At 64.8% G+C, this 23,970-nt stretch carries 21 protein-coding genes; 15 read left to right on the top strand and 6 right to left on the bottom strand.

Going from position 1 to position 23,970, the window contains the following annotated elements; all coding sequences use genetic code 11:
- Positions 1 to 28: 28 nt before the first annotated feature.
- The 4 genes from VNN77_19190 to VNN77_19175 all read left to right on the top strand — a co-directional run bounded on the left by VNN77_19190 (position 29) and on the right by VNN77_19175 (position 5,400).
- On the top strand, positions 29 to 736 hold the full coding sequence (locus VNN77_19190) for an isochorismatase family protein (protein ID HXG53530.1): 708 nt from the start codon (positions 29 to 31) through the stop codon (positions 734 to 736).
- A gap of 52 nt (positions 737 to 788) precedes the next feature.
- Positions 789 to 1,925, top strand: a complete 1,137-nt coding sequence (locus tag VNN77_19185) for a Xaa-Pro peptidase family protein (GenBank protein ID HXG53529.1) — start codon at positions 789 to 791, stop codon at positions 1,923 to 1,925.
- Between the two features lie 19 nt (positions 1,926 to 1,944).
- Positions 1,945 to 2,955, top strand: coding sequence for an ornithine cyclodeaminase family protein (locus VNN77_19180; GenBank protein ID HXG53528.1), 1,011 nt, complete (start codon positions 1,945 to 1,947; stop codon positions 2,953 to 2,955).
- Positions 2,956 to 3,060: 105 nt separating this feature from the next.
- Positions 3,061 to 5,400, top strand: coding sequence for a xanthine dehydrogenase family protein molybdopterin-binding subunit (locus tag VNN77_19175; GenBank protein HXG53527.1), 2,340 nt, complete (start codon positions 3,061 to 3,063; stop codon positions 5,398 to 5,400).
- A gap of 28 nt (positions 5,401 to 5,428) precedes the next feature.
- On the opposite strand, the gene VNN77_19170 is transcribed toward VNN77_19175, so the two are convergent.
- Positions 5,429 to 6,484, bottom strand: coding sequence for a cupin domain-containing protein (locus VNN77_19170; protein HXG53526.1), 1,056 nt, complete (start codon positions 6,482 to 6,484; stop codon positions 5,429 to 5,431).
- A gap of 126 nt (positions 6,485 to 6,610) precedes the next feature.
- Between VNN77_19170 and VNN77_19165 the strand changes: the two genes are divergently transcribed.
- The 7 genes from VNN77_19165 to VNN77_19135 all read left to right on the top strand — a co-directional run bounded on the left by VNN77_19165 (position 6,611) and on the right by VNN77_19135 (position 14,232).
- Positions 6,611 to 7,474: a MurR/RpiR family transcriptional regulator gene (locus VNN77_19165; GenBank protein ID HXG53525.1), complete on the top strand. Its 864-nt coding sequence runs from the start codon at positions 6,611 to 6,613 to the stop codon at positions 7,472 to 7,474.
- Positions 7,475 to 7,493: 19 nt separating this feature from the next.
- Positions 7,494 to 8,483, top strand: a complete 990-nt coding sequence (locus VNN77_19160) for an LLM class flavin-dependent oxidoreductase (protein ID HXG53524.1) — start codon at positions 7,494 to 7,496, stop codon at positions 8,481 to 8,483.
- 85 nt (positions 8,484 to 8,568) lie between these two features.
- Positions 8,569 to 9,486, top strand: a complete 918-nt coding sequence (locus VNN77_19155; protein ID HXG53523.1) for an alpha/beta hydrolase — start codon at positions 8,569 to 8,571, stop codon at positions 9,484 to 9,486.
- Between the two features lie 9 nt (positions 9,487 to 9,495).
- Positions 9,496 to 10,518, top strand: coding sequence for an LLM class F420-dependent oxidoreductase (locus VNN77_19150; protein HXG53522.1), 1,023 nt, complete (start codon positions 9,496 to 9,498; stop codon positions 10,516 to 10,518).
- Positions 10,519 to 10,559: 41 nt separating this feature from the next.
- Complete coding sequence (locus VNN77_19145) at positions 10,560 to 11,027, top strand: (2Fe-2S)-binding protein (protein HXG53521.1); 468 nt, start codon at positions 10,560 to 10,562, stop codon at positions 11,025 to 11,027.
- Positions 11,024 to 13,321 (top strand): xanthine dehydrogenase family protein molybdopterin-binding subunit, encoded by a 2,298-nt coding sequence (locus tag VNN77_19140; GenBank protein HXG53520.1) that lies wholly within the window; start codon positions 11,024 to 11,026, stop codon positions 13,319 to 13,321. The genes VNN77_19145 and VNN77_19140 overlap by 4 nt, the downstream gene beginning before the upstream one ends.
- A 50-nt stretch (positions 13,322 to 13,371) precedes the next feature.
- Entirely contained in the window at positions 13,372 to 14,232 is an 861-nt protein-coding gene (locus VNN77_19135) for a xanthine dehydrogenase family protein subunit M (protein HXG53519.1), read from the top strand.
- A gap of 61 nt (positions 14,233 to 14,293) precedes the next feature.
- On the opposite strand, the gene VNN77_19130 is transcribed toward VNN77_19135, so the two are convergent.
- Both VNN77_19130 and VNN77_19125 read right to left on the bottom strand, forming a co-directional pair.
- On the bottom strand, positions 14,294 to 15,880 hold the full coding sequence (locus VNN77_19130) for a hypothetical protein (GenBank protein HXG53518.1): 1,587 nt from the start codon (positions 15,878 to 15,880) through the stop codon (positions 14,294 to 14,296).
- A gap of 95 nt (positions 15,881 to 15,975) precedes the next feature.
- A complete protein-coding gene (locus tag VNN77_19125) occupies positions 15,976 to 17,421 on the bottom strand; it encodes a glycosyltransferase family 2 protein (protein ID HXG53517.1) in 1,446 nt (481 codons plus the stop codon).
- A 257-nt stretch (positions 17,422 to 17,678) separates the two neighbouring features.
- On the opposite strand from VNN77_19125, the gene VNN77_19120 reads away from it, so the two are divergent.
- The 3 genes from VNN77_19120 (at position 17,679) to VNN77_19110 (ending at position 20,522) form a co-directional block, all read left to right on the top strand.
- Positions 17,679 to 18,296, top strand: coding sequence for an NIPSNAP family protein (locus VNN77_19120; GenBank protein HXG53516.1), 618 nt, complete (start codon positions 17,679 to 17,681; stop codon positions 18,294 to 18,296).
- Between the two features lie 115 nt (positions 18,297 to 18,411).
- A complete protein-coding gene (locus VNN77_19115; GenBank protein ID HXG53515.1) occupies positions 18,412 to 19,389 on the top strand; it encodes an ABC transporter substrate-binding protein in 978 nt (325 codons plus the stop codon).
- Between the two features lie 23 nt (positions 19,390 to 19,412).
- Positions 19,413 to 20,522 (top strand): quinone-dependent dihydroorotate dehydrogenase, encoded by a 1,110-nt coding sequence (locus tag VNN77_19110; GenBank protein HXG53514.1) that lies wholly within the window; start codon positions 19,413 to 19,415, stop codon positions 20,520 to 20,522.
- Between the two features lie 94 nt (positions 20,523 to 20,616).
- Here the strand turns inward: VNN77_19110 and VNN77_19105 are convergent, their stop codons facing one another.
- Together VNN77_19105 and yqeC are read right to left on the bottom strand one after the other, a co-directional pair.
- Positions 20,617 to 21,204: a nucleotidyltransferase family protein gene (locus VNN77_19105; protein HXG53513.1), complete on the bottom strand. Its 588-nt coding sequence runs from the start codon at positions 21,202 to 21,204 to the stop codon at positions 20,617 to 20,619.
- A gap of 16 nt (positions 21,205 to 21,220) precedes the next feature.
- Positions 21,221 to 21,979: a selenium cofactor biosynthesis protein YqeC gene (gene yqeC, locus VNN77_19100; GenBank protein HXG53512.1), complete on the bottom strand. Its 759-nt coding sequence runs from the start codon at positions 21,977 to 21,979 to the stop codon at positions 21,221 to 21,223.
- Positions 21,980 to 22,272: 293 nt separating this feature from the next.
- Between yqeC and VNN77_19095 the strand changes: the two genes are divergently transcribed.
- Entirely contained in the window at positions 22,273 to 22,800 is a 528-nt protein-coding gene (locus VNN77_19095; protein ID HXG53511.1) for a 6-carboxytetrahydropterin synthase, read from the top strand.
- Positions 22,801 to 22,832: 32 nt separating this feature from the next.
- Here VNN77_19095 and VNN77_19090 read toward each other — a convergent pair whose 3' ends face one another.
- The gene (locus VNN77_19090) at positions 22,833 to 23,777 is read right to left on the bottom strand and encodes an aldo/keto reductase (protein HXG53510.1); all 945 of its coding nucleotides are present in this window, start codon (positions 23,775 to 23,777) and stop codon (positions 22,833 to 22,835) included.
- Positions 23,778 to 23,970 lie beyond the last annotated feature (193 nt).

The raw sequence follows: 23,970 nt of genomic DNA, 5'->3' as shown, positions 1-23,970 counted from the left end.
TTGAACCCAGCGCCACAGGAGGTGCCTCATGCGCGAGTGGGAAGCTTTTTTTCCCGAGCAAGAGCGAAAGATCTACGAGAAGGCCGGCTATAAAGGGAAGCAGCCCTTCGGAGTCAATCCGGCGCTCCTGATCATCGACGTCATCATCGGCTTCACCGGCACCAGGCCGATGCCGGTCATGGAGGCCATCGAGGAGTTCCCGACGAGCTGCGGCGAGGCGGCGTGGCAGGCCTTGCCGAAGATCCGCGAGCTGCTCCACGCCTGTCGCGGCGCCGGCGTGCCGGTCGTCTATTCCACGAGCGATCCCGACTTCAAGGCCGCCTTCGGCAACGCCACCAAGCGGGGCGTCGACAGGACCGACTTCGAGCGACGGGCGATGGAGTTCCCCGAGATGATCAGGCCGCGCGACGGTGAGTTCATCGTCCGCAAGGCGCGGGCCAGCGCTTTCTTCGGCACCCACCTGATCACTTATCTCGTGCGCAAGAACGTCGACTGCCTGCTCGTGACCGGCACCAGCACCTGCGGCTGCGTGCGCGGCACCGTGCTCGACGGCTATTCGTTCGGCTATCCGGTCTTCGTCGTCGAGGAGTGCGTCTTCGACCGCTCCCGGACCTCGCACCTGGTCAATCTCTTCGAGATGAACGCGAAGTACGCCTCGGTCATTCAGCTCGCCGAAGCCCTGGACTACGTTCACCGGCTCGAGCGAACGGAAGGCCGGCGAGCGGTCGCCGGGTGAGAAAGCGATACTCCGCGCCCGGACGATCCCGCAGGGAACGGAAGAGGTGATCATGGCGACCGAAGCTCCCTTTCCCGAAGAGGAATACCAGGAACGCTACCGGCGGGCGCAGGCGCTGATGGCGCGCGACGGGCTCGACGCGCTGGTGATCTCGGAGAAGAACAACTACTGGTATTTCACCGGGCTCATCACTTACCAGCTCGACCACATCCAGCGACCTCAGATCTGCATTCTCCCAAAATCCGGCAAGCCGCTGCTGCTCGTGTACGGCAACGACAAGGCGAAAGCGAGAGCGCTGCCCTGGGTCGGGGAGGTGCGCTCGTACACCGACGTTCCCTTTCCCCAGGCGATGATCGCGGCCTGCATCCTCGAGATGGGCCTCGGCGAGTCCAGGCTGGGGTTCGAGCTGGGCGACGATCAGCGGCTCGGGTTCCCGGTCAATTATCTCTCCCGGCTGGCCGAAGCTTTGCCGAAGGCCGAGATCGAGGACGGAACTGCGGCGCTGACGGAGATGCGCCTGACCAAGAGCGCCCGTGAAATCGAGCTCATGCGCAAGGCGTGCGCGATCTCGGTCAAAGCCTACGAGCGCTGTCTGCCGCAGCTCAGGCCCGGGATCACCCGCCGCGAGGTGGCGGAGCGTCTGTACATCGCCATGATCCAGGAGGGGGCGCACCCGCGCCATCCGGGGTTTCTGATGCTCAACGCCTCGACGCGCTACGACGACCGGCGCTACGATCGGGGCGATCGTATGATCGCCGACTTCGGGGCCTGCTACGAAGGGTACTACGGGGACGTGACGCGCATGGCGATCTTCGGCCGGCCGACCGAAGAGCACAAGAAGGACCACGAGACCGCCTGCGACGTGATCGAGCTGTGCTTCGAGTCGATGCGGCCCGGAACGCCCGTCGCTGAAGTATCCCGGATCGCCAATCGGGAGCTGGTCAAGCGCGGTTATCAGGCGGTCGAGAGCCCGAAGCGGATCGGCCACGGAATCGGCATGTCGCGCGCCGAGCCGCCGTCGCTCAACGAAGTGGAAAAGCAGCTCTACCGCCCGGGTATGGTTCTGGCGCTGGAGCCCAAGGTGCGCTCGGAGAAAAGCGCGGTTCACCTCGAGGAGGACGTGTTGATCACCGAGAACGGTCCGGAATTCCTGACCGGCGGCTGCCGGCGCCTGGACATCATCGACTGACGACCGCGCAGGTGTCACTGTGGCTCTGCCGGACCCGACACAAAAAGGAATTCTCTATCTCTCCAACGGCGACGTCGAGAAGGTCCTCGACCTCGGCCGCGCCATCGAGATCACGGAACGGGCCTTGCGCGACCACAGCGAGGGCCGTGTGACCTGGTCGTCTCCCGAGGATCTCGCGATCAGGCCGCACGAAGGCTGGCAGTCGTGGGTGACCGGCTGCGCGCTTTCGACGTCACCCGTGGCCGGCTTTCGCATCCGTTCCATCAAGGCCGCGGGCGGCAGCCGCGACCCTGGCCGCCCGCCTCGCGCCCCGCGGCGAATCCTGGTTCTGGCCGACCGCGACGGGGGCGAGATCCTCGCAATCATGGACGAGGACTGGTGTCACGCCGTACGGACGGCCGCCGCCGCGGCCGTGGCGCTGCGCCTGCTCGCGCGCAGGGAAGCCCGAGTGATGGCGATGCTGGGCGCCGGCGACACCGCCCGCGCCGTGGCGCCGGTAATGGCGCGGGTTTTCCCGCTGCAAGAGATCCGCGTGACCTCGCGCACCCCCCGATCGCGCGCCCTCTACGCAGAGGAGATCGGCCGGCGCTACGGGCTCTGCGTCCGCGCGGTCGAATCGACGGAAGAGGCGCTTACAGGAGCGGACCTGGTCGTTTCGGCGACGACCGCCACCGCCCCGTTCGTCAAGGACCGCTGGCTCGGCGCGGGAATAACGGTTTACTCGATCGGTAAGAACCAGGAGATGGAGAGCGAATTTTACAGGAACGCCGACAAGTTTCTCGTCGACAGCTGGGCGCACTGCAGGAACAAATCCGACCTGCAACGCATGCTGCGTGAAGACTACCTCAGCGAAAACAACCTCTATGCCGAGCTGCCCGACGTGCTTGCGGGGAAAAAACCGGGGCGCGAGTCCGATCGCGAGCGAATCTTCGTCCGCGCCATCGGCCTGGTCAACCAGGACATCGCCCTGGCGGACCACATCTACCGCCGCGCGCTCGAAACGGGAGTCGGCACGCGACTCCCCTACTGACCCGAAGGAGGCAGGGAGCCACCCGTGGCCCGGCACGGCGGACGTCGCGCGGCCGCTGGCGACTGTTGTATTCGTGCTTCCCGGGTGTGCTAGATTAGAGATCCCATGACGACCGAGCATACGGCGATCGGACTGATCGGAGCACCCGTGCGGCGCGTCGAGGACGCCGCGCTGATCACCGGCAAGGGATGCTTTGTCGAGGACATCAAGCTGCCCGGCATGCTTCACCTCGCCTTCGCCAGAAGCCCCTACCCCCACGCGAGGATCACCTCGATCGACACCAGCGCGGCCGGAGCCATTCCCGGTGTGCTGGCGGTGGTGACCGGCGACGACCTTCCCGCGCACCTCCACATCCCCGTGGCACCGATGGTTCCCGGAATGAAGGTGCCGCCGAATCCCCTGCTGGCCCGGGGAGCCGTGCACGCGGTTGGGACGCCGATTGCGGCGGTGGTCGCCGAGAGTCGCGCCGCGGCCGAGGACGCGGCGGGCGCCGTGGCGGTCGAATACGATCCGCTGCCCGCCGTCGTGAGCGCCGAAAAGGCGCTCGAGCCCGGTGCGCCGCTCGCGCGCGAGGAGCTGGACAGCAACGTGTGTTACGTCGCGACCAAGAAGGGCGGCGACGTCGAGCGAGCCTTTGCCGAGGCCGAGCACGTCGTGCGAATGCGCATCGCCAGCCCGCGCCTGGTGGCGCTCGCGCTGGAGCCCCGCGGGGTGGTGGCGAGACCCGAACCGACCGGGGATCTGACGGTCTGGCTTTCGACCCAGAGCCCGCACCGCGTCCGCCCCGATCTCGCCGCCGCGATCGGCTTTCCCGAGCACCGCATTCGCATCGTCGCGCCCGACGTCGGCGGCGGATTCGGCAGCAAGGGGCTGCTCTACCGGGAGGACGCTCTCGCCTGCCATCTCGCTCTCGAGCTTCGCCGCCCCGTCAAATGGATTGCGACGCGCAGCGAAGACTTCGTCACGACCAACCAGGGGCGCGATCAAGTCATGACCTCCGAGCTGGCGCTTAAGCGCGACGGCACCATGCTCGGGTTGAAGGTGCGCGTGGTTGGAAACCTGGGCGCGTATCTGAACTCCCTTTCGGCGATCCCGCCGCTGCGCATGATGGCGATGGCGCCGGGCTGCTACCGCATCCGGAACTGCCAGGTCGAGGTGGTGGCGGTCTTCACCAACACGGTCCCGACCGGCCCGTACCGCGGCGCCGGGCGGCCGGAGTCGGTCCTGAACATCGAGCGGCTGGTCGACAAGGCGGCGCGCGATCTCGGCATCGATCGAATCGAGATCCGGCGAAAGAATTTCATTCGCCCGGAGGAGTTTCCCTACCGCACCGGGGTTAACGTCGAGTACGACTCGGGAGACTATGAAAAATCCCTCGCCGAGGCGCTGCGTCTTTCCGGCTACGAGAACCTGCTCCGCTACCGGGACGAGGCGCGGCGGCGCGGCGAGCTGGTCGGCGTGGGTCTCTCGACTTTTGTCGAGCCCAGCGGGGGCGCAGGATTCGAGAGCGCGACGGTCCGCGTCGAGCGCACCGGCGAGATCACGGTGCTCACCGGCTCGAGCTCCCACGGCCAGGGCCATGAGACGGTCTTCGCCCAGGTGGTCGCGGAGAAGATGCGCGTTTCCATGGAACATGTCGTCGTCCGCCACGGCGACACTTTCGCCGTCCAGCAGGGCGTCGGCACGTTCGGGAGCCGGAGTGCCATCCTCGGCGGCGGCGCGCTGGCCCTGGCCACCGACCGCGTGGTGGAGAAAGCGCGACGGATCGCCGCCCACCTGATGGAAGCGGCCGCGGACGACATCGTCCAGGCCGACGGCGGCTTCGCCGTCGCCGGCGTGCCTGGCAGGACGGTTACCTGGCGTCAGGTCGCGGCCGCCGCGCACGGGGGGAATCTTCCCCGCGGGATGGAGCCCGGCCTTCACGAAACCGTCTTCTTCGACCCCAGGCGCGAAGCGTGGGGCTTCGGCGCGCATCTCGCGGTCGTGCGAATCGATCGCGACACGGGGGCGCTCACGATCGAGAAGCTCGTTCTGGTTGACGACTGCGGCGTGGTGCTCAACCCGCTGATCGTCAACGGGCAGATCCACGGCGGCGTGGCGCAGGGGCTGGGCGAGGCGCTCTGCGAGCAAATGCTCTTCGGCGAGAACGGGGAGGTTCTCACCGGCTCGCTGATGCACTATGCCGCGCCGAGGGCCGCCGACATCCCGGAGCTCACGCTCGGAGAGACCGTCACGCCCAACCCGTTCAACCCGCTCGGAGTCAAGGGCGTCGGGGAAGCCGGATGCAACGGCGCACCGCCGGCCGTCGCCAACGCCGTCATGGATGCGCTCGCTCCGCTGGGCATCGATCACATCGACATGCCCTACACGGCGCCCAGGCTCTGGGCCGCGATACAAGAGGCGACCCGAAAGGGCGGGACGGAACGGACGCCCCACCGGAGCTGAAAGGCCGCCCTTCGGCGCGAGGCCGGCTTCAGTCCATGTCGACCTTGACGCCGTTCTTGGCGCACTCCTCGGCGTAAAGCCTGCGCAGGGACTCGTCCTCGTCCTCGAACTCGATCTGCTCGACGCCCTTCTCTTCGCGCTGCACCGCGGTGTTGGCGTGGAGCGCGACGAACTTACACGGCTCCGTGCCGGTGTTGTAGTGCTGGTGCCAGGTTCCGGCCGGGGGCGAGATCACCGTGCCTTCGTGCCAGTCGTACCTCTGCGGCTTTTCCCCCTCGTTCCACATCAGGGTGTAGCCGGTCGAGTCGAGCAGGAAGACGTGGGCGCCCGGCCCGTGGCGGTGCGCTTTCTTGTAGCGGCCGACGGGAAACTGGGAGACGTGCGCGAGCATCGCGCTGCCCGCCATGTGGATGTACATGTTGCGCGTTCCCTTGCCGCGCTTTTCCCGCGGAACCAGGTTGATCTTGCGGATGTCGGGGACGAAGTTCGTGTGGAGGATCCCGCCGTAGTATTCCGTAAAGTACTTTCCCTCGCGCGAAAAGAACTCATCGTCGCCGGGATCGAAACGGTCCTTGAACATGTAGGGGGTGTTGTAGATGAACTCGGGGTCGCGGAACAGCTCGAAGGCCACCGGCTGGCTCGTCAGCGCGAAATAGCGGCACGGCTCGGTGCCGCTGGCGTTGAAATGCTGATGCCAGGCGTTGAGCGGGATCGCGAAGGTACTGCCCCGCTCCCATTCGAAGGTTCGTTTCGGCGTGCCGTCGTACCAGACCGTGGTCGCCCCTCGCCCCGAAGCGATCGTGATGATCTCCTCGTAGAGCTGGCGCTGCGGCGTGGTGCTTTTCCCCGGGTCGATCTCCGCGATGTAGGCGTCGGCCACCATCTGATCCGAGAACGTGCAGATCGCCCCTTTGCACCCTTTGCGCTTCCAGTAAGCCAGCGGCTCGGTGCGCACGTCCTGAACGAAGGCGCCGCTGATGATCGGCACGCCTTCCGAGGCGATCCATTTCTTGTAGGCGTTGTACTTGTCCGCCATGAACTGGACATACGGATGAACTTCGAATTCCTTTACCGGCTTTGCCATAGAGAGCCACCTCCTGTCCAAGTGAACCTACAGCGACGCGAGAACGACTGTCAACGACCCCTCACCGCGTTCCGGCACCGGGTTGCTCCCCGCGGCCTTCTTGACAATAAGATTTCAGTAAGATACGTGACACAAAAGTTTCACCCGATGGATCTCATCAACGAGATTTTCACGAAGGTCAACGGCCTCAACGGGGCGCAAAAGCGGATCGGCCATTATCTGAAGCACGACCGCTCCGCCCTGCTTTTTTCCAACGTGGACGATCTCGCTCAGGCGGCGGGGGTCAGCCGATCGACCGTCGTCCGTTTCGCCAGGAGCCTGGGCTACCGGGGTTTTCCCGAGTTCAAACGGGAGATCCAGCGGGAGATGCGGCGCAAGCTGCGTTCCGCCGCGCGCATGGAGGAAACTTTCGCCGAGCTCGGCAACGACGAGAACATCGTGGCCAAGCTGATCAAGCGCGATATCCAGCTTCTCCAGGAGACGCTCCAGGCGCTCTCGTTTTCCGACTTTCAGCGCGCCGTCGAGATCATCTGGCGGGCACGGCAAGTGTTCATCATCGGTCTCAACGCCTCCATGGCGCTCGCCCACCTGCTCCACTTCCGGCTGGTGCGCGTGAAAAAGGACGCGCGCTGGATCTTCCTCACCGGCGGCAGCGCCCTGGTCGAGCAGCTGGCGTTCATGGGGCGCGAGGACGTGCTCATCGCGATCGATTTCCTCCAGGCGCCCCGGGAGGTCCAGGCCGCGCTGCAGCACGCCAGGAAGGCCGGCGCGCCGATCCTGGGCATCACGGACTTTCCGACTTCCGCCATTGCGAAGGCGGCTGATGTCTGTCTATATGCCAAACGGGGGCTGCACAGCACCGTCAATTCTCTCACCCCCGCCTTCGCGCTCGTGAACGCGCTGGCGATCGCCGTCGTCTGGACGAAAAAGGCCGATTCCATCAAGGCGTTGGCCGAGCTCGACGCCTTGCTCGAAGAACAGACCGTTTAAGCTGCAAAAGGAGCCTGCTATGCCGACAAAGTTGAAATTTGGTTTGTTGCTGCCGCACTTCGGCGAACACGCTTCGATCGAAAAATGCATCGAGGGAGCGAAAAAAGCCGAGGAGTACGGATTCGACTCGGTCTGGGTCAGAGACCATCTGGTGTTCGAGCCGCACGGTATGGAGGGCGAGGACAACACGCACATCGAAGGCCTGCTCGTGCTCGCGTCGATCGCCTCCGTCTGCAAGAAGCTCACGCTCGGTACCGGCACCGTGATCGCGCACCGCCATCCGATCCACCTCGCCCAGGTGATGGCGGCGCTCAGCGTCATCAGCGGCGGCAAGGTGATCATGGGGCTCGGGCTGGGAACGTTCAAGCACGAGTTTGCCGCGGCCGGTTATCCGAACAGTCTCGAGGACCGCGCCAACCTCGCCCGCATCAACGCTCATCTCTGCCGGCGGCTCTGGTCGGGCGAAAAGGTCTCCTACAAGGACCAGTATTTCAATTTCGAGAACGTCTCGTTGAAGCCCACGCCGGTGGCGCCGATTCCCATCTGGTACGGCGGCGGCACGCCCGCCGCCGCGCGCCGCGCCGCCGAGTATTGCGACGGGTGGATGCCCGGGCGGATCCCGATGCTGACCTTCATCAAGATGGTGGGCTACCTGCGCGAGCAGTACGAGAAAGCCGGCCGGCCGATGGGAACCGTCGGCGCGATCCCGATCGTCAGCATCGACAAGGACCTCGATACCGCGCTCAGCAAGGTCAACACCCCGGGGCTGATCAACGAGGGCAACAGCCCGAGCAAGAAGACGTGGGTCAACTACGGAAAATTCAAGACCTTCGAGGACATCCGCGGCCTCCTGCTCGCGGGCAGGCCGGAAGACGTGGTCCGTGACACGCAGGAGTACGAAAGAAACGGCCTGAACCATATCGTTTACGATCTGCGGTTCCGCTTCGCCGACTGGTACCAGCAGATCGACTATTTGGGCAAGGAGGTCTTGCCCGCGCTGCGCGCTTAAACAACGGTCGGCGGTTCTTTGTTTTCCCGGTTCGCGTTCCGCGAACGGGAAAACCGGAAACTGCAAACCAAAACCCGAGGGTCGTATGCGTACCGAGAAGGTCAATTTCTACAGCGAGGGCGACAGGCTGGCCGGGGTGCTCTATCTGCCCGATTCGGATCAGGGAAGGCCCTACCCCGGCATCGTCCAGGGTCCGGGGTTCCTCGGCCTGAAAGACGCCAAGCACTACATCATGATGTTCGAGAAGCTCTGCGCCGCCGGCTACGCCTGCCTGTGCTTCGACTACCGCGGCTGGGGCGACAGCGAGGGCAAGCACCGGGGCTGGGTGATGCCCGGGTGGCAGGTCGAGGACATTCGAAACGCGATCACGTATATGCAGACCCGCTCCGAGATCGACCCCAACCGCATTGCGACCTACGGGTCCGGCGGCACCGGCGGCGGCAATGCGGTTTACGTGGCCGCGGTCGACGACCGGGTGAAGTGCGCGGTCTCCTACCTCGGGATCAGCAACGGGCGCGACTGGCTGCATTCGATGCGGCGCGAATACGAGTGGGTGGAGTACCGCAAGCGGCTGGAGGAGGACCGAAAGAAGCGCGTGCTCACGGGAGCCAGCGAGATCGTCAGCGCCCGCGAGGAGATCATGGTGGCGACGCCGGAGCGCAAGGCGACCACGATCAAGAAGGAGGTCGAATCGAAGATTCCCGACGCGATGCCGCTCCAGTGCGCGGAGGCCATCATGGAGTACAGTCCGGAAGACGTCGTTCACAAGATCGCGCCCCGCGGCGTGCTGTTCATCGCGGTCGAGAACGACGCGGTCACGCCCGAAGAGCAATCGATACGCCTGTACGAGAAGGCCGGCGAGCCGAAGAAGCTCGTGCTTTATCGCCAGACGACGCATTACGGCGTCTACAACGATTACTTCGACGACGTCGCCGCCAACGTGATCGACTGGTACAACCGCCACCTGAAATACGACAGGATCGCGATCACCGAAAAGAAATAGGAGCGCAGCATGAGCAAAATCGCCTTCGGCGTCAGGGTTCCCAATTCCGGCCCGCTCTCGAGCATCGAGAACATCGTCAAAGCCGCCAGGACCGCCGAGGATCTCGGCTTCGATTCGATCTGGGTTCACGACCACGTCGTCTGGAGCTCGGAAATGCACCGCCACCACATCTCTTCGGGGGCGGCCGAGGCCCTGAGCGACTCCCAGGAGGCCAACTTCTACGAGGCGACCACGGTCCTGTCCTATCTGGCGGCGGAAACCCGGAAGATCACGCTCGGCGTCGCCTGCCTGGTCATGCCGTGCCGCAATCCGATCTACGCGGCCAAGCAGTACGCGACGGTCGACCATCTGGCGCAGGGGAGGCTGATCGTGGGCGTGGGGCTCGGCTCCAAGGCGACCAGGGAATCCGACGAGTTCGGGGTCTTCGGCGTGCCCTACGAGAGGCGCGGCGACCGGACCGACGAATACATCCAGGCGATGAAAGCCGTCTGGACCCAGCCGCTGGCGTCCTACCAGGGGGAGTTCATCCAGTTCAAGAACGCCGAGATCTTTCCCAAGCCGGTGCAAAAGCCCCATCCGCCCGTCTGGGTCGGCGGCTGGATGAAGCTCGCCGCCAAACGGGCCGGCAAGCACGGCGAGGGCTGGATTCCAGGCTGGCTCTCGCCGAAGGAGATGAAGGCCGGCTGCGATATCCTGCGCCGGACGGCCCGCGAGAGCGGCCGCGACCCCGAAAAGATCACCATCGCGGTGGAAAAGCTCGCGACGATCGCCAAAACCCGCGACGAAGGGCTGAACCTCGCGCTTCCGACCCTGAAAACCAGCAGCGAGAGCTACGAGCGCGACATCAACAGCCTCCAGTTCGCCCTCGACCGGCACATCTTCGGCTCCGTGGATGATGTCAAGCGGCGCTGTGACGAGTTCATCGAGAACGGCGTGCAGCACTTCGAGCTGAAGATCATCTACCCGACGATGGACAGCTTGCAGCGCCAGATGGAGTTGTGGGCGGAGAACATTCTGCCGCGTTATCAGTAATCCGGTCTTGCGCCGATCGGAATCGTTGCCAGGAGTTAGCGTTGAACATCCAATTCGTACTGAACGGCAAGGCCCGAGAGGTCGAGTGCGAGCCGCAGGAGACCCTCGCCGAGGTGTTGCGCGATCGGCTCAACCTCACCGGAACGAAGGTTTCCTGTGAGGTCCAGGTCTGCGGCGCCTGCACGGTGCTGGTCGACGACCTGCCGGTAAGCGCCTGCACGCTGCTCGCCTATGAGGTGCGCGGCAAGCAGGTGACCACCATCGAGGGGCTCGAGCGTCCCGACGGCGCGCTCCACCCGCTCCAGCAGGCGTTCATCGACGAGTTCGCTTTTCAGTGCGGCTTCTGCACCCCCGGGATGATCATGGCGGCCCTCGGGCTGCTGCGCGAGAATCCGCGCCCGTCACGGGACGAGATCATCCGCTACATGAACGGCAACATCTGCCGCTGCACCGGCTATCTCCCCATCGTCAAGGCGATCGAGCGCGCCGCCAAGGAGAGCGTCAAGTGAGCGCCGAGAAACGAACCGGGTTCCGCGTCGTCAACCATTCCGTCCCGCGCCGCGACGGCCGCGTCAAGGTCACCGGCCGGGCGACTTACGTGAGCGACGTGAAGCTCCCCGGTATGGCCCATGCCAAGGTGCTGCGCAGTCCCTACGCCCACGCCAGGATTCTCTCGATCGACAAGAGCCGGGCGGAGGCGCACCCGGGGGTCTACTGCGTCGTCACCGGTTACGATCTCGAAGGGCTCAACCCGTACTACGGCCATGCGGTCAAAGACCACCCGCTGCTCGCCATCGACAAGGTGCGCTACGCCGGCGAGCCGGTGGCCGCGGTCGTCGCGGTCGACGAGCGCACCGCTTTCGAGGCGCTCGAGTTCATCGAGGTCCGGTACGAGGAGCTGAAGGCGGTCTTCACGCCGCAGGAGGCGATGGCCCCGGACGCGCCGCTGCTGCACGAGCGCAAGTTCGAGGCCGGTGCGCTGCGCGGCTTCGAGGGCGATGTCGCCGCCGGCAAGGGTACCAACATCTGCCAGACGCACAGGATCCAGTGGGGCGACGTCGAGAAGGCGTTCAGAGAAGCGGCGGTGGTGGTCGAGGGCGAGTACTATTTTCCGATGACCTACGCCTACGCGATGGAGCCGTACGTCGCGATCGCGGACGTCAACGAGCAGGGCGTGACCATCTACTCCTCGGCGCAGCATCCTTTCATGGTACGCCACGACCTCAAGTCCATTTTCAATCTGCCGGTGAGCCAGGTCCGCCTGGTCGTTCCGTTCGTGGGGGGCGGCTACGGAAGCAAGTCCTACACCAAGATCGAGCCGCTGGTGGCCGCCTGCTCCTGGAAAGCCAAGCGGCCGGTCAAGCTCCAGCTCACGGTCGAAGAGGCGATGCTGACCACGCGCAGCGACGACGCCTACACCTGGATGCGCACGGCCGTCGACGCCGGCGGCAGGATCATCGCGCGCCAGGCGAAGATCCTGATGAACACCGGCGCCTATGCCGAGAACAGCCCGCTGGTCGTCGAGAAATCGACCAACCGGTGCGTGGGTCCTTACGCCATTCCCAACGTGCTGATCGAAAACACCTCCTATTACACCAACACCGTGCCGGCGAGCTCTTACCGGGGGTTCGGCTGCGCCCAGGTCACGCTGCCCGGCGAATCCCAGATCGACGAGCTCGCGGCCAAGCTCGGAAAGGATCCTTATCGCTTTCGCCTGGAAAACGCCGCGAGGCCTGGCGAGGAATTTTTCCCTGGGCTGCGGCCGTTCGACGGCACGCTCCAGGAGGATCTCGAGACCGCAGCCGAGGCGATCGGCTGGAGCGAGCCCCTGCCCGAAAACCACGGACGCACCATCGCCTGCTCCGGCAGCGATGCGGGCGCTTACCCGTTGACTTCCACCGCCATTCGGGTTCACGCCGACGGGTCGGTGACGATTCTTACGGGGAGCACCGAGCTCGGGCAGGGAAGCCACACGGTCCTGGCCCAGATTGCGGCCGAGGAGCTGGGCGTGCCCTTCGAAAAGGTCCACGTGGTCTCCTCCGATACTGCGATCACGCCCTATGACCGCTCCACCGGGGCGAGCCGGACGACCACGCTCATGGGCACGGCGGTCCTCGAGGCGAGCCGCGAGGCGATCCGGCAGATGACGGTCATGGCGGCCGACGTGCTCAAGGTCAGGCCGGAGGAGATCCAGGCGGTCTGCGGGGGCGTGCGTTGCGGCGAGGTGCAGCTCAGCTGGGCGGAGGTGATCAGCAAGTACTACGGGCTTCCGGACGGCGAGGTGATCGGCCGCGCCTACATCCGCAAGGAAGGGAAATTCGCCAAGCTTCCGGTCTTCTGGGAGACCGCCTGCACCGCGGTCGAGGTGGCGGTGGACGAGGAGACCGGCGAGATTCGCGTGGAGAAGCTCGCGACGGTGGGGGACGTGGGGCTCGCCATCAACCCCGCGCTCGCTGAAGGCCAGGACCTGGGGGCCGCCACGATGGGAATGGGTATCGGGCTGTTCGAGGAGCTCGTCTACGAGGGACCGCAGCTCGTCAACGGCTCGATCCTCGATTATCGCGTGCCGCGCTTTTCCGACCTGCCGAAGCGGATCGAGATGCGCTTGGTGCAAAACCAGGATGGCGCCGGCCCTTACGGCGCCAAGGGCGGCGGCGAAGCGTCGCTCAACTCGATGGCCGCCAACATCGCCAACGCCGTCGACCGCGCGGTCGGCGTGAGGATCCGCCAGGCGCCGCTGACGCCGGAAAGAGTCTGGCGCGCGCTCGAAGAGAAAAAACGCCGGGCGCCAAAAGCTCAATAGCTCCGGGGCCTTGAACCGCGAGCTTTCGAGCCGTTGAACGAGACCATGCCATGATGCCCTTGCGACGATTCACGATCCATCAGCCGAAAAGCGTTGCCGAAGCGGCCCAGATGCTCGCCCACTACGGGGACAAAGCGCGGCTCTACGCAGGCGGCACCGAGCTGCTCCTCGCCATGAAGCACGACCTGCTGCGCTACGAGCATCTCGTCGACGTCAAGACCATTCCCGGCCTCGATCGCATCGAGGCGAACGGCTCGGCGCTGCGCATCGGCAGCGGCGCCACGCATCGCTCGATCGAGCGGTCGAGCCTCGTTCGCGAGCGGCTCCCCGTGATGGCGGAAATGGAGTCCCAGGTGGCCAACGTTCGCGTGCGCGCGACGGGAACGCTCGGAGGAAACCTCTGCTTCGCCGAGCCGCACTCCGACCCGGCGACGCTCTTGCTCGCGCTCGAGGCGACCGCCCGGATTGAAGGCGGCCGCGGGACGAGATCGCTGCCGCTCGACCGTCTGATCACGGGCGCCTACGAGACCGCCCTCGCCCCCGACGAGCTCCTGGCGTGCGTGGAGATTCCGCTGTCCCAAGACCGTCGTCGCGCCGCCTACGTCAAGTTCCAGACGCACGAGCGCCCCACCCTGAGCCTGGCGCTGGTTCTGGAGCTGGAAGACGACGACCGGATCATCAAGCGAGCACGCGCGGCCGCCGGCAGCGTCGGGGCCCGGCCGAGCCGCTCGCCGGCTGCGGAGTCCCTCCTCCAGGGGCCCCGCCACGAGGTCGAAAAGCGCCTTCCCGACGCGGCCCGGGCGCTGGCCGACGCCGCCGACCCCGTGGACGACCTGCAGGGGAGCGCCGAATACAAGCGCCACCTCGTGGGAGTCTTTCTCAAGCGCGCCTTCGCCAGGGCGCTTGCCTGACGTCGGAAAAGTCCTTTGTCCGTCCGTCCTGGCGTCGCCGGACTCCAGCGGAAAAAGAGAACTAGAACCTGAACAGGATGCGCGGCCCGATGTTCAGGTAGTTGAAACCCGACGCGGAGCCCGCGGCGAAAGTTCCCCCCTCGACATTGACCTCGATCGCGAGGTTGGGCAACGGCTTGAGGCCGAGGGCCGCGGTGCCTCCGTGAATGAAGTCGTCGCTCGCCACCTCGTTTCGGCGGAAGGTCTGATGGCCGACGAAGATGTCCATATAGGTGTAGAACCAGTCGCGCTCGATGTAGTACGCGCCGAAAATCCGGTTGGCGATGTAGTTGTTGGGATCGAAGTACCCGTTGCGCCGCTGCGTGTGGTAGTCGAGCAGGCGGAAACGGTGGCCGATGGATATGTCGGGGTTGCGGTAAAACGTGTAGCGCGTCACCAGCTGCAGATCGTTCGCGTGGTTGCCGTCGGAGAAGTGCTTGTAGCTGTAGCCTCCATGGAAATTCACCCTCTCCGTCAGCGGATGCGACAGATAAAGGGCGACGTTGGTGAGCCGGATGCGGTTCTTTATCAGCTCGGCGGTGTCGCTGAGAAGCTCGCGCGTCACGCTTAGCCCGGCGCTGCCGCGCAACACCCGCAGGTCCGCTTTCACGTGCCCCGTCCCGAAGGTCGAGCTGTCGCCGTCGTGGAGCTGCGAGAAGCCGAGTCCGCCGCCCACCCCGAGGACGTCGGTAAGCCTGGTGTAGGCGCTCACCACGAAATCCTCGGCCCGGTTCGAGCGCACGTCGTCGCGCGCGTTGGTGTGGCGAAAGCTGGCCGCCAGGTTCACGTTGCCCGCCCAAAAGCTGTAAAGCAAGGCGTAGCGGTTGAGCTTGTTCTCGTCCGAGTCGCCGTAGTGGTTGTAGCGCGCGTCGAGCGCGGGGCTGGTCTCGCGCTGCATGGCCGCGGTCAGCCGGGCCAGGGCCCGCTCCTGCCGGGAGTTGGCGGGCTTGAGGCCGCGGGCGGTCTCGATTGCGCCGGTGCGGTTGCCGCCGCCGAGATAGGCGTACGCCAGCCCGATTCGCGCGTCGAAATCGCCGTTCCTTCCGAGAAGTTTCCGATAGATTGGAATGGCCTCGCCGAATCGCCCCTGCCACTGGAGCGCGTCCGCCTTGACGAGCAGCGCGTCCTGGTGATCCGGAGACTCGCGCAGCACGAGGTCGGCCTGAACGATCGCCTCCGAGAGGTCTCCCGACCAGGACAGCACACGGGCGAGATGGGTTCGCGCGGCGAGATTTTTGGAGTCCTCCGCCAGGATGAGCTTCAACTCCCTGGTCGACTCTGCGAGGCGGTCCGCCCACGAAATCCGGATCGCCATCTGGAGCCGTTCGCCAAGGGTGAAGCTTTCGCGTGCGGTCTCCAGCGCTTGAAGGTACGAGCCGGCGGCAAGGTCGACTTTGTCCCCGGCGATGTAGGCGTCGCCGAGGTCTTTGAGAATCCTCGCCCGCTGCTTCGGCTCGTTGGCGCCGGCGAGTTTTTTCTGCAGGTTCTCCGGGCTCTCTGCCGCCGCAGCACGCGAAGGAATCCCGACGGCCCATATGGCTGCGAACAGACACAGCAGTGCGAGCAGCCCCGATTCGCCTCCGTTCGGCCGTGACGGTGCGCTTTTCATGGCCAAAGCCATCCAAAGATATCAGAATTTACGTGCGTTTGCCAGAAATAGATCGGCTCGCGGAAAAGGGACGGGCCGAATCCGCCGGGAGCCGCCTACCAGCGTTTGGTCATGCCGAAAAATTCCTGGAGATAGCCGATCACGCATATGGGCGACATAACGGCCTGATAGACGAGCATATAGACCAGAAAGCCGGCGAAATTGCGCCTGACCTTCAACCCGACGGCATCGAACACCTTTTTTTGCTTGCGATACATCGCCGAGAAGATCAGAAAGGCGAGCGGGATCACCAGCAGGGTGAGCGGGCCGACGATATAGTAGTGGCCGGCAAGGGCGAGCGCCACGCCGGGAAGGAACGCGAAGGCGTAGAAGAAGTCGATGAACGGGATGATGAAATCGATCCCGACGAAAAACCCCGAGAGCCGCGAGCGCGTCCACGCCATGTGGCCGTACCGCTTGAGACCTTCGATCATGCCGCGCGCCCAGCGCTTGCGCTGGCGATAAAAGCCGCGCAACGTCTCCGGCACCACGGTGAAGCCGATCGCCGTCGGCTCGAAGCCGATGCGCCAGCCGTCTTTCAGGAGAGCCCAGGTGAGCACGATGTCCTCGCCGATCACGGAGGGCCAACCCTGGTATTGCCGCACCACGCGGGTGCGAAAGGCGCTGAAGGCTCCCTGCGCCACCAGAGTTCCCTGGTAGAGCGACTGCTGGCGTTTCGCCGACGCTATGCCGGTAAAATAGTCCCATTCCTGCAGTCGCGCCATGAATGTCTCCCGGGAATTCTTGACGAGCACACATCCGGCGACGGCCGCGGTATTCTCCGGATCGGTGAGGAAGCGGGCCATGATCCGCTTCAACGCCTGAGGGTGGAGAAAGGTATCGGCGTCCATGCAAACCACGAACTCGCTGGTGACGTGCTCGAGACCTCGATTCAGGGCCGACGCCTTGCCTTCGTGTGCGCCCTGGATGATCTTCAGGTTGGGGAGGCCGAGAGACCTCGCGACCTCGGCCGTGCCGTCCGTGGAGCCGTCATCGACGAGGATGACCTCGATCTTTCCCGGATAGTCCTGGTGCTTGATGCCGCGGAAGGTTTCCGGAAGATTCTCCGCCTCGTTGTAGGCGGCGATCAGCAGGCTGACGGGCGGGAAGTCGAGATCGAACCGCAGCGGCGGCGGCGAGTCGAGCAGCACGCTCGCGAGAATATGAGCGTTGAGAAAGCCCGGAATCAGCGCGATGAAGAGAACCACGAGAAACGCCGGCACTCCCCCGATCACCTCTGAAAGATCCTGTAACCAGGGTTGCGCGAGAACTACGGACAGGCCGAACCAGAGCGTGGCGAAGGCCGTCGCCATTACGAACTTGGTCCGGACGGGGATGTAAAAACGCCGCTTCTCGCGCTGTGGGACCGTGACGACCTTTTTATCGCGCAACTCCAGCCGCGCCGCGGATTCCGGCTCCTGGAGCGGCCTTGCCGACCGCTCGGTCGGCTCGCCCTCCCTTGATGGGTTCTCTTTTTCGTTATTGTCCGACACTCGTTCCATTTGTTGACAGACCTTCCGTTTCCCGGCGAATTTTCCAGCGGATGAATTTGCAAACTGTAAGAGCAAGTTACATACCAGGGACGGAAAAGGATTTTTGGCGAACTCAGGGAAGCTGCTGGACCGTGAGAGAGCGTCGCCTACCAATGCCAGGCCAAAAGTGACAATAACGGACATTGCGTTTAACCTATTCCGTCGTTTCGAAGCTGTTGCATTCGGTCACCGAATTGTGGGAAGGAGTAGGCGAGAGGAGGCAAGCCATGATCATCGAGATGCGCACGTACACGCTGCGGCCCGGAACGGCGGCGGCGTTCGAGGAGCGGTTCGTCGAGGGGCTCTCCGCGCGCCTGCAGTTTTCCCCGTTGGGAGGGCTCTGGCGCTCGGAAGTCGGCGGCCTGAATCAGGTCGTCCACGTCTGGCCCTACGAGAGCTTCGAGGAGCGGGAGCGAATCGGCCAGGAAGCCCGCAAGACCGGAAAATGGCCGCCGAAGACCCACGAGTTCATCCTGCTGCAGGAGAGCAAGATCCTCCAGCCGGCCCCGTTTTCGCCGCCTCTCGAACCGCGGCGCCTGGGCGGCCTCTACGAGTTTCGCACCTATACCTATCTGCCCGGGACGATGCCGACGGTGCTGGAGCGATTCGGCAAGGTCATGCCGGATCGGACGCGGATCTCGCCGCTGGCCTTTGCGGGCCATACGATCCTGGGGCCGTTGAATCAGTACGTGCACGTCTGGGCGTACAAGGACGCGGGCGAGCGGGAGCGGCTGAGAGCCGAGGCCGCCAGGACCGTGGCCGGCTGGCCGCCTCCGACCCGGGAATTTCTCGTCAAGCAGGAAAATGCCCTGCTGGTGCCGGCGGAATGCTCGCCGCTCAAGTGATCCCGGAGGTCCGGCACCGCCGTTGCGGGCAGCGGAGCCCAAGCTCTCCGCCTGATTGCGTTGCGGCGGTCTCCGAAAGCGACGCGGCGAAAGGCGAAAGAAGAAGGAGGGAAAGATGGCTGCTGCGGTAATCGTTTGGATCCTTTGGGGGTTCGCCCTGCTCTCCCCGGCTGCCGCGGAGCCGATCCGCATCGGTTACAGCTCGATCAGCGGATCGTACCTCGGCCTGTGGGTGGCGCACGACGCCGGTTTCTTCGCGCGCGAAGGCCTCGAAGATCAGATGATCCTCATCCCGAGCGGCAGCCAGCTCGCCCAGGTGGTGACGGCGGGCGAGGTCGACGTCGCCGCGCTGAACGGCAGCTCGACGATGGCCGCCGCCATGCAGGGGGCCGACATCAAGATCATCGGGAACACGACCAACAAGCTGATCTTTTCCATCTACGCCCGTCCCGAGATCAAGACGGTCGAAGGCTTGAAAGGCAGGAAGATCGGCGTGACGCGCTTCGGCTCGGCCACGGATATCGCCGCCCGCTTCGCCCTGCGCAAGAACAACCTCGACCCGCAGAAGGACGTTACGATCCTGCAGATGGGGGCGATGAGCTCGATCATGGGAGGTCTCCAGGGTGGCTCGATCGACGCCGGCCTGGTCTCGCCGCCCACGCTCTTCGCCGTCGAGAAGCTCGGCTTCAAGGAGCTGGTGAGCGTAACCGACATGAATCTCGCTTTCCCCAATCCCTCCCTCGTCGTGCAGGGCGGGATCATGAGGAAGAAGCCGGGCCTCGTCGACCGGTTCCTGCGGGCCTATGCCAGGGGCATTCACCGGGCCCGGACCGACAGGGAGTCGACTCTCAAAACCATCGCGCGCTACACCAAGCTCGAAGATCCCGCGATCCTGCAAAAGGCTTACGATCTTTACGTCGGCAAGGTGCTCGAGAAGGCGCCCTACATCAACATGGAGGGGATGAGAAACGCGCTCAACGATCTCGCCAAGACGGTTGCGGCGGCGCGCGATGCCAGGCCCGAGCAGTTCATTGACATGCGGTTCCTCGACAAGCTAGAAAAAAGTGGATTGCTCGAGGAGCTCTATCGCTGAAAGGAACCCCGCCCGCCCGCTGAATGGAAGTCCCTTCGCTGTACAAGCATGTCGTGCGTCCTGTTCTCTTCCTGGGCGACCCGGAAAAGACTCACGAAACGATCCTGGCTCTGCTTTCGAAAATCGAACGCTTCGAAGGGCTGCTGGAACGGTGGTTCGGGGTCCGGGACCGGCGCCTGGAGGTACGCCTCGGGCCGCTTACCTTTCCGAACCCGATCGGGCTGGCCGGTGGTTTCGACAAGAACGCCGTCGCGGTGCGGACGATCGCCGGCTTCGGCTTCGGGTTCATTGAGATTGGAGCCGTAACCGCGCTCGCCCAGCCCGGCAACCCCAAGCCGCGCCTCTACCGGCTGCCCGAGGATGAGGCGCTCATCAACCGCCTCGGGTTCAACAACGACGGCGCCGCGGTCATCGCCCGCCGTCTTGCGGCGCTGCGGGGAAACGGCGCACCGCTCAGGATTCCGCTCGGCGTCAACATCGGGCGAAGCAAGGTCGTCGAGACCAGGGACGCGGTGGCCGACTTTCTATCGGCTTTCGAGCAGCTCTACCCGTACGGCGACTTTTTCACGCTGAACGTGAGCTCCCCGAACACCCCCAAGCTCCGCGACCTCCAGGAAAAGCGGCTGCTCCGGGCGCTGCTGCGCGCGGTGCAGGAAAAAAACCTGGAGCTGGCGAGCCGGACCGGCGGTCCGACCAGGCCCGTTCTCGTCAAGATCGCGCCGGACATGGAATTCTCCCAGGCCGACGACATCGTCGAGGTGGCGCTGGAAGAGAAGATCGGCGGCATCGTCGCGACCAACGCCACCGCGTTCCTGCGCGAGTCCCTGGTTTCGCGCTGTCGCGAGCCGGGCGGGCTGAGCGGAAGGCCGCTGCGCGCCCTTTCGACCTCATTCGTCCGCCACCTCTACAGTCGCGTCGGCGGCCGGCTGCCTATCATCGGCGTCGGCGGCGTCTTTACCGCGGCCGATGCCTACGAGAAGATCAAGGCGGGCGCAAGCGCGGTCCAGATCTACACGGGCTTCGTCTACGAAGGGCCGGCCGCGGTCAAGCGCATCAACCTGGGCCTGCTGCGGCTCCTTGAGCGCGACGGGCTCGGCTCTATCGCGGACGCGGTCGGAATGGAGGCCCGCTAAAGACGGTTTTCCGGTTCTTGGTTCCCGTCTTCCGGCCTTCTACGCTGGCAGCCTTTGAACGATTGGACCGGCGCGAAGCGCTCTTGCCCACCGCTCACGCCAGCTCTTTCAGCCGCTCGTAGTCTTCGCGCACGTCGAGATCCATGAAGGGAACCTCGTCGTGCCAGGCTACGAGCTCGGCCCGATCCTTGTACTTCTGGACCAGCACCCGGCCGCCTTGGTCGCCTTTCAGCGCCAGAAGCTCGGGGAAAAGGTTTCGGCGGAACAGCACGGGGTTGCGCGTCTGCCCTCCGAAGGTGGGGGCGACGATCCAGGCGCCGCCGTGTTCGAAACGGTCGACCAGAGCGTCGATCAGCTGGCTCCGGACCATGGGCTGATCCCCGACCAGAAACAGCGCGCCGTCGCTGTTGGGATCGACCGCCCACAGGCCGGCGATTACCGAGGTGCTCAGGCCGCGGTCCGCGGCGGAGTTCACCAGCCAGCACAGCCGCCTGTCCGAGAGCCTGATCCGCTCGCGCACGAAACCGAGATCGCGGGTCACGCAAATGACCTCGCGGACCTCCGACGCGAGCGCGCTTTCCAGGACCCACTGCAGCACCGGTTTTCCGCGGAGCGGGAGGAGCAGCTTTTGTTCCCCCATCCTCTGGGAGCGCCCGGCGGCGAGAACGACGGCGGATACCATAAAGGTCGAAGATGCGCTACGGAGCGATGCTGGCTTTGACCGGCTCGCCGCCCGCGAAGCTCGTGATCACCACGCGCGTGATCCCGGCCCGGATCAGGTCGCGCGCAACCTCCCTGGCGTTTTCGATCTCCTCGGCGCTATCCGCCTGGTTGAGCAGGGCGACCTTGCGACTGGATCCCGGGATCCCTTTGAGGCAACCGTTCGGATCCCGTACCAGCCGCAGGATGACTTCCCTGGTGACCGGGACATCCCTCTGAAGCCCTAGCAGGGAAAGAGCGCGCTCGGCCCGGTGCACCCATTCCGGCCGAAGCGGCTTGCCGAGGACCTTCACCGACATAACCCACACGGTCAAATCGCACGTGGCGGGAACCACGGGCTCGATTTCGGAGGGCACCTTGAAGAGCCGGGAAGCCGCGCCGTCCGCTTCGACCAGGAGCTGATCGAAAATCCCGCTCGCCCGGTACTCGTCGACCCATTTGGCCGGCAACCCGATGAGCTTCCCCTCCTCGTCCACGCCGTAGCCCGCCCCGATGATCTGCGGCGGCGAAATCTGTCGCGCGCGCGCCAGAAGCGCCTGTGGCTCCTGCACGAGAAAAAGCCGGTCCACGTGCGGCCTGGCCGGCTTTAAAATTTTCGTTGTCGTGGTGACGAGAACCCTGCGGCCGGCCTGGCGGCTTTCCGCCGCCAGCCGGAACAGACAGCTGGTCTTGCCGCCAGCGCCGATCAAGGACACCATCTCGCCGGCCCGGAGCCCGATGGCGTCGCTCAGCTGCATTGGCCTTCCCTAGCCTGTTCGCTCGCCGCTTGCAAGCAAATTTTGACGATAAACGAGATTTTTTGGCATTTCCCGGCGCGAGATGCAAGGCGATTAGCCCGGGTTCGGCGGCGTCGAGCACCGGCCTGTTGACCGCGGTCGTCTCGGCCACGAGCCCCCATGGCACGATGCCTGCGTAGTTACGAAGTCGTTGACGCATCCTGATCGAGCATCGCTCGGAGGTGGCGACCCCTTGTCCTTGCTACTGAGGCATTCCCGTCGCGTCCCGCGCCGGTCGCAACCGTGGAACCCGGTTGAACGACGAGACTCTTTTGGGTAACGTCCGCTCCATGCCCAAAACTTTCAGCGTCGAGGTCGCCAAGGATTACCTCAACTTCGCTTCCGCCCATTTCCTGATATTCAGTAACGGCTCGCGGGAAGCGCTGCACGGCCACAACTATCAGGTCTCGGCCGCCGTCGAGGGGGAGCTGGACCGTGCCGGCGTGGTTCTCGACTTCATCGCCTTCAAGCCCCTGGTGAAGAGGATTTGCGACGCCCTGGACCACCGCACTCTCATCCAGACCCGCAGTCCGGCGCTGACCTTGCGCCGCCGCGGGTCGGCGGTGGAGATTCTTTACCGCAAGCAGAAGATCCTGCTGCCGCGGCGGGATGTGATCCTGCTGCCGCTTGCCAATACCAGCACGGAGCTTCTGGCGGAATACGTGGCCGACCGGATCCGCGCCGAGGTCCGCCGTCAGTTTGCCGCGAGCCGGATCCGCTTCATAGAGGTTGCGGTCGAGGAGGCTCGGGGACAGCGCGGCATCTTTCGGGGAGAATTCTAAGGCCCGGGGTTCGGCTTACAGCTCTGCAAGCGCTACAGATCGAAGCCCCTGCGCCACAGCTCACGGACGCGCTCGAGGTCTTCTTGCGGGAGCTCCAGGTCGCCCGCTGACGCGTTCTCCCTCATCTGCTGCTCGTTGCGCGCGCCGGGGATCGTGACGCTCACCGCCGGGTGAGCCAGGCAGAAGGCAAGCGCGGCCTGCCCCAGAGTGCGGACCGGCCCATGGACGAGGAAGCGGAGCTTTTCCGCCTTGGCCAGCTCCTTCGCAAAGGCCTCGCCCTTGAAGCTCCGCGCCCTCACGTCCTCTCCCTGAAACCGGTGCTCATCGGCTTGCGTAAGCTTGCCCGTGAGAACGCCCCGGCGCAGCGGCACGCGCGCGATCACTCCGACGTTCGCTTCGCGCGCGAGTGGCAGGACCTGCTCGGCAGGCTCTTGGGCCAGCAGGCTGTACTCGATCTGAATGGTTTCGGCGCGCCCGTCCTTGACGGCCGCGATCCCCTCTTCCATCGTGTTGATCGAGACGCCGTAATGAAGGATTTTTCCGGCCTTCTTGGCGCGCTCCAGCACCTCCCACACTTCGCCCCGCTCGATCACCTCGACCGTTGGATTATGGAGCTGATAGAGATCGATATAATCGGTCTGCAGCCGTCGAAGGCTTCCCTCGAGCACCCCCGCGATGTAGTCAGGAGCGAAATTGCGCTTGCCGCGGTTCGGCCCCGTCATGACGTTTCCGCCCTTGGTTGCGATCACGACCTTGTCCCGCCGTCCCTTGAGCGCCTTGCCGAGCAGCGTCTCCCCGTAGCCCGCGCCGTAGGCGTCCGAGGTATCGATGAAGTTGACGCCCAGCTCGAGCGCGGTGTCGATAGCAGCCAGCGACTCCGCGTCGTCCATCGGCCCGAAGTGGCCCGCGTGAACCATTGTCCCGAGGCCGATGACGCTCACCCTCAGCCCGGTCTTTCCCAGTGTCCTGTATTGCATGACCGCTCCTTTGCGGCCTCCAACATAGGACAATCAAAAGGGTGGATGCAAGGTTTCACCCGAAGATCTGCCCCGCGCCGCATCGAGCCCCGCATTGACAACCCGCCAGCGATTCCATATAGATTCCCCTAGCTGCCGCGTTCCGGGCGGGCGTAATTCAGCGGTAGAATGCCAGCTTCCCAAGCTGGACGTC

It is taken from the genome of Candidatus Zixiibacteriota bacterium, assembly GCA_035574315.1.
Classification (GTDB): Bacteria; Desulfobacterota; Binatia; order UBA9968; family UBA9968; genus DATLYW01.
This window is presented reverse-complemented; position numbering and strand designations above follow the sequence as displayed.

Excerpts from the sequence above, each read along its gene's own strand:
- VNN77_19090 (HXG53510.1), bottom strand. The coding sequence starts at position 23,777 with ATGCAATACAGGACACTGGGAAAGACCGGGCTGAGGGTGAGCGTCATC.
- VNN77_19170 (HXG53526.1), bottom strand. The coding sequence starts at position 6,484 with ATGGCAAAGCCGGTAAAGGAATTCGAAGTTCATCCGTATGTCCAGTTC.
- VNN77_19105 (HXG53513.1), bottom strand. The coding sequence starts at position 21,204 with ATGGTATCCGCCGTCGTTCTCGCCGCCGGGCGCTCCCAGAGGATGGGG.
- VNN77_19185 (HXG53529.1), top strand. The coding sequence starts at position 789 with ATGGCGACCGAAGCTCCCTTTCCCGAAGAGGAATACCAGGAACGCTAC.
- VNN77_19175 (HXG53527.1), top strand. The coding sequence starts at position 3,061 with ATGACGACCGAGCATACGGCGATCGGACTGATCGGAGCACCCGTGCGG.
- VNN77_19135 (HXG53519.1), top strand. The coding sequence starts at position 13,372 with ATGATGCCCTTGCGACGATTCACGATCCATCAGCCGAAAAGCGTTGCC.
- VNN77_19160 (HXG53524.1), top strand. The coding sequence starts at position 7,494 with ATGCCGACAAAGTTGAAATTTGGTTTGTTGCTGCCGCACTTCGGCGAA.
- VNN77_19155 (HXG53523.1), top strand. The coding sequence starts at position 8,569 with ATGCGTACCGAGAAGGTCAATTTCTACAGCGAGGGCGACAGGCTGGCC.
- VNN77_19190 (HXG53530.1), top strand. The coding sequence starts at position 29 with ATGCGCGAGTGGGAAGCTTTTTTTCCCGAGCAAGAGCGAAAGATCTAC.
- VNN77_19110 (HXG53514.1), top strand. The coding sequence starts at position 19,413 with ATGGAAGTCCCTTCGCTGTACAAGCATGTCGTGCGTCCTGTTCTCTTC.
- VNN77_19150 (HXG53522.1), top strand. The coding sequence starts at position 9,496 with ATGAGCAAAATCGCCTTCGGCGTCAGGGTTCCCAATTCCGGCCCGCTC.
- VNN77_19115 (HXG53515.1), top strand. The coding sequence starts at position 18,412 with ATGGCTGCTGCGGTAATCGTTTGGATCCTTTGGGGGTTCGCCCTGCTC.
- VNN77_19120 (HXG53516.1), top strand. The coding sequence starts at position 17,679 with ATGATCATCGAGATGCGCACGTACACGCTGCGGCCCGGAACGGCGGCG.
- VNN77_19125 (HXG53517.1), bottom strand. The coding sequence starts at position 17,421 with ATGGAACGAGTGTCGGACAATAACGAAAAAGAGAACCCATCAAGGGAG.
- VNN77_19130 (HXG53518.1), bottom strand. The coding sequence starts at position 15,880 with ATGAAAAGCGCACCGTCACGGCCGAACGGAGGCGAATCGGGGCTGCTC.
- yqeC (HXG53512.1), bottom strand. The coding sequence starts at position 21,979 with ATGCAGCTGAGCGACGCCATCGGGCTCCGGGCCGGCGAGATGGTGTCC.